This window comes from Ruegeria sp. BHSB056 (assembly GCF_059613305.1).
This window is the reverse complement of sequence record NZ_JBXWSG010000155.1, coordinates 1-3788: the sequence shown is the minus strand read 5'-3', so window position 1 is coordinate 3788 and position 3788 is coordinate 1. Positions and strand designations below refer to the sequence as shown.

The 3788-nt window shown below is 57.3% G+C and carries 5 protein-coding genes; 2 read left to right on the top strand and 3 right to left on the bottom strand.

The genetic code is table 11. The features are described 5' to 3' along the window. From AC2FND_RS19790 to AC2FND_RS19780, 3 genes are all read right to left on the bottom strand, one after another. On the bottom strand, nucleotides 1-657 hold a 657-nt coding region (locus AC2FND_RS19790; protein WP_496771418.1), incomplete at its 3' end, for a flavin reductase family protein. After that, nucleotides 654-1442: an alpha/beta fold hydrolase gene (locus AC2FND_RS19785; RefSeq protein WP_496771417.1), complete on the bottom strand. Its 789-nt coding sequence runs from the start codon at nucleotides 1440-1442 to the stop codon at nucleotides 654-656. The genes AC2FND_RS19790 and AC2FND_RS19785, both read right to left, overlap by 4 nt. Beyond that, nucleotides 1414-2013: an amino acid synthesis family protein gene (locus AC2FND_RS19780; protein WP_209504371.1), complete on the bottom strand. Its 600-nt coding sequence runs from the start codon at nucleotides 2011-2013 to the stop codon at nucleotides 1414-1416. The genes AC2FND_RS19785 and AC2FND_RS19780 overlap by 29 nt, the downstream gene beginning before the upstream one ends. Nucleotides 2014-2120: 107 nt before the next feature. On the opposite strand from AC2FND_RS19780, the gene AC2FND_RS19775 reads away from it, so the two are divergent. Both AC2FND_RS19775 and AC2FND_RS19770 read left to right on the top strand, forming a co-directional pair. Beyond that, complete coding sequence (locus tag AC2FND_RS19775; protein ID WP_496771416.1) at nucleotides 2121-2993, top strand: LysR family transcriptional regulator; 873 nt, start codon at nucleotides 2121-2123, stop codon at nucleotides 2991-2993. A 70-nt stretch (nucleotides 2994-3063) separates the two neighbouring features. After that, nucleotides 3064-3788 (top strand): pyridoxal-phosphate dependent enzyme (locus AC2FND_RS19770; protein WP_496771415.1); only part of this gene is annotated, 725 nt, incomplete at its 3' end.

The following is a 3788-nucleotide window of genomic DNA, read 5'->3' as shown; positions in this document are numbered from 1 at the left end:
ATTGATACTCCTGGCCGTCAGGTTCTGCACAAGGCTGTTTCGCAGGTCCTGCCGATCTGACAGCGAAACTTGCGGCGGACGGAAACCGGCTTCTGTTTTCTCCATCAAGACGTGCCCGTCCTGTTCGATGATTGCGCCGCAGACCACGTTTCGCCCGGATGGTTCCAGCGCGCCACGTTCCAGCCCGAGGCTGAAATACTGCCCGTTCGCATAGCCAAGCCCGGGGGCATCGTTCTGAGAATACGTTTCGACCTGACCGATCAAAACGCAATGGTCGCCGGCTTCGACAACCTGATGAGTTCGGCAGGAGAACGTTGCGACTGCCTCTCTGATCAAAGGGACGTCGTGCGTATCAAAGCAGTGATCGACTTTGGCAAATCGATCACCATTGAACCCGGCAAACGTATTGGATACATCTTCCTGCCCCTCGGCCAGAATGTTCACCGCGAAACGGGCGCAGGTTGCGAATTCGTGATAAGAAGACAGGTTTTTTCCCGGACAAACCAAAAGCAGCGGCGGGTCGAGAGAAACCGAAGTGAAGGAATTGGCCGTAAAGCCGAGTGGAGTGCCTGCGTCATCGCGCGTCGTCACAACCGTCACACCGGTCATGAACCGTCCAAAGGCACGACGAAGGTCACGAGGATCAAGCGCGGTCATTGGCGCAGCTCATTCAGAAAGCTGGAAATGGCGGCGTTGACCTGAGGTGCGTGCGTCATTGGCATCATATGTGCAGCGCCTTCAATGATTTGCGCGCGTCCGCTCATCGCGGTGTCCGCCATGGCACGTGACATCTCCGGGGTCGAATTGGGCTCAAGACTGCCGGTTAGAAAAAGCGCCGGGCAGCTTAGTTTCTCCAACGTATCGCGTCGGGGGCATCGGCTGTGGGCGAAGACGGAGTAGGCCGTTTTATACGCAGCCGGGTCCATAGCCATCAGCCATCTACGGCAGGCATCGCGCTCGGCCGAGGCGACGTCTCCGAACCATCGATTCAATGTGCTGGTGGGATCAGCGATCGTCCTGCCATCCAGCTGCGCCGCACGGTCGCGCACGGCTTGTGCCGCATTCGCGTCTCTCTCAAAAACCGCGTTCAATGCGACGACCCCACAAACCCGGTCTGACATTTTGGCTGCAAGATCCAGCGCGATCATGGCCCCCATCGAGTGGCCCACCAAAACGACCGGACCACTCAAGCAGTCCAGAACAACCCGTGCCGCTTCGGTGTACGCCGAAAGCCTGATGCTCAGGTCAGTTAATGGGCTGTCTCCATGACCGGGCATGTCCGGGGCGGTCAGGCAACCCTCGGAAGCCAGCCCGTCCAATTGTGCGCCCCAGGCTTCAGCCCGCAAGCCAACACCATGCAACAGAATGATATTCTGTCCCGAACCGGTCTGGATGGCCGCCAGCCCACCGATCTCAGACCGCGGCCGGGTTGTCCAGGTCATGGCCCAAATCCTTGAGATCCTGATAACGGTCACCGATACGGTGGTGTGGTCTGCCCGAGGTTGCTGCGCCCAATACGACGACAACTTCGTCATCGCGCGGTGCGTCAGAAATCGAGAACTGAATTGTCAGGTAGTGCGACCGCCGCCCAGCATCGTTTTTATCCATCAACGGCACCATGATCGGCGCGTTTGCCGGACCACGTGTGTTGGTGAACGCCAGATAGGATTTCGCGCCGACGGCCTCACGGTAGTGATTGCCAAAGCGCAACGTGTGAATAAGACCCGAAGCGTGCTCGACCTCACCATTCAGCCCGACCACAGCGGCTTTGCCATAGGCTTCGATTGCCTCACCACTCCCGGCCAGTTTGATCATGCGTTTCGTCATCATCTCGCCCAGAACAGGGCCGTAGGCTTGAATCTCGGGTTTAAGGTCTTCCACAAACCGGCCCGCCCAAGGGTTGTGAACCACTGCGGCCACGGCAAACATGCGCCACGGGGTCTTGGCGGCTCGGAAGCCCTCGACAAGGACCTCCTCATCGTAGGTGACGATCTTGCGTATTTCCGGTTGCATGAAAATTCTCCTGTCGCGCTCGCAAACGTTAAAAACGGACGGGGTTTTTGACAAATGATTGAATTATGTGCTTTGCCATTAAAAAGACTAATGGATAGCTTGATCAAATGGGCAAATCTCTTCCACCGCTGACATGGATCCGATCCTTCGAGGCAGCTGCACGAACGCTTAGCTTTACGGCGGCTGCCGAAGAGATTGGGTTGACGCAATCGGCGGTCAGTCAGCAGGTGAAATCGCTCGAAATGCGTTTGGGGACAGCTCTTTTTGTGAGGCACCCCAGAAGCTTGGCGCTGACGGATGCGGGGCGTAAACTATTGCCCGAGGTTGGTAGCGCGCTTGAAGCGCTTGCCGCGGCTGCCGGGCGCGTGGACGCCAGCGCGTCCGGAGACATCTTGACTGTCGCCACGTCTGTTAGCATCGCTCATTGGGTTATTGCCCCATACCTGTCAGATTTTACCAGACGCCATCCTGAAGTTCGCGTTCGGCTTCTCAGTGCGATCTGGCCCGACGATTTCCACGCATCCCACGCTGATGTTCAGGTTCGGTTCGGGTCAAAGAAACAGGTGGGGCAGGGCGCGGTGCGCCTGATGCCTGATCGGCTGGTTCCCGTGAAATCCCCGACGGTCGCGGGAGATGTGTTTGACCTGCCTCTGATCGAGGCTGTCGGGACATCAAGCGGATGGGGCACGTGGTTTGAAAAACAGGGCTTACGCCGCCAACCTGGCGTTTTTGTCGATACATTTGGGATGGCTCTGCAACTGGCCGTTCATGGCAGCGGTGTCGCTTTGGTCAGCGAATTACTGACGACCCATGCGATTGCCGCTGGTCTGGTCGAACGCGCGCATGAATGTTCGGTTGACAGCAACGAAGGGTACTATCTTTCGTCCAACGCCACCAACCCGGCTGCCCGGTTGTTTCACGACTGGGTGTTGTCGTTGGTAACAGAACAGACCCCGAAGGTCGTCGACGTCTCTGACTGACGGCAGAGGTTGATTGACAGTGTTCCATCGATAGGGTCACGTCACCAGATGAACAATTGGGGGAAGGCGTATGCAGATCATCACCAATCCACATCGGGGGGGCCAAAAGCTTGCACCATCAGCACCCTATCCTTCGACCGATGCAGCCCGGGTTGCGGATTTGCTTACTCAGTGTCCTGTCGCGAAACAAACACCGATGGTGGATGCCAGGAAACTTGCCCCTGTATCCCAGCTTTGGGTGAAGGATGAACGGGCGCGGATGAACCTAGGTTCGTTCAAAGCTTTAGGGGCGGCCTATGTAATTGCGCGTCATGCGGCCGAGAGGTCAAGCGAACCGGATGAACAAACACTGGCTGGCACAACCTATGTGACCGCCAGCGCGGGAAACCACGGCATGAGTGTTGCGGCGGGTGCCAGAATTTTCGGCGCGAAGGCTGTCGTCTACATTGCTGAAACGGTGCCCGAAACCTTTGCGGAACGTCTGAAAGACCAAAAAGCCGAGGTTGTTCGAAGTGGTGCTGACTATGCTGCCAGTATGGGGGCAGCGAGAACGGCTGCCGACGAAAACGGATGGATATTGCTGTCGGACAGTTCGTGGGATGGATATTTTGACCTGCCATGGACTCTCATGGAAGGGTATTTGCAAATGGCGGCAGAGGCTGTCAGGCAGTGCCCCGAGGTTCCGACGCATATTCTGTTGCAAGCAGGTGTGGGCGGTTTGGCTGGAGCTGTTGCGGCTTATGCGCGAAAAACCTGGGGCGACGCACCGAAGATCGTTGTGGTTGAACCCGAAGT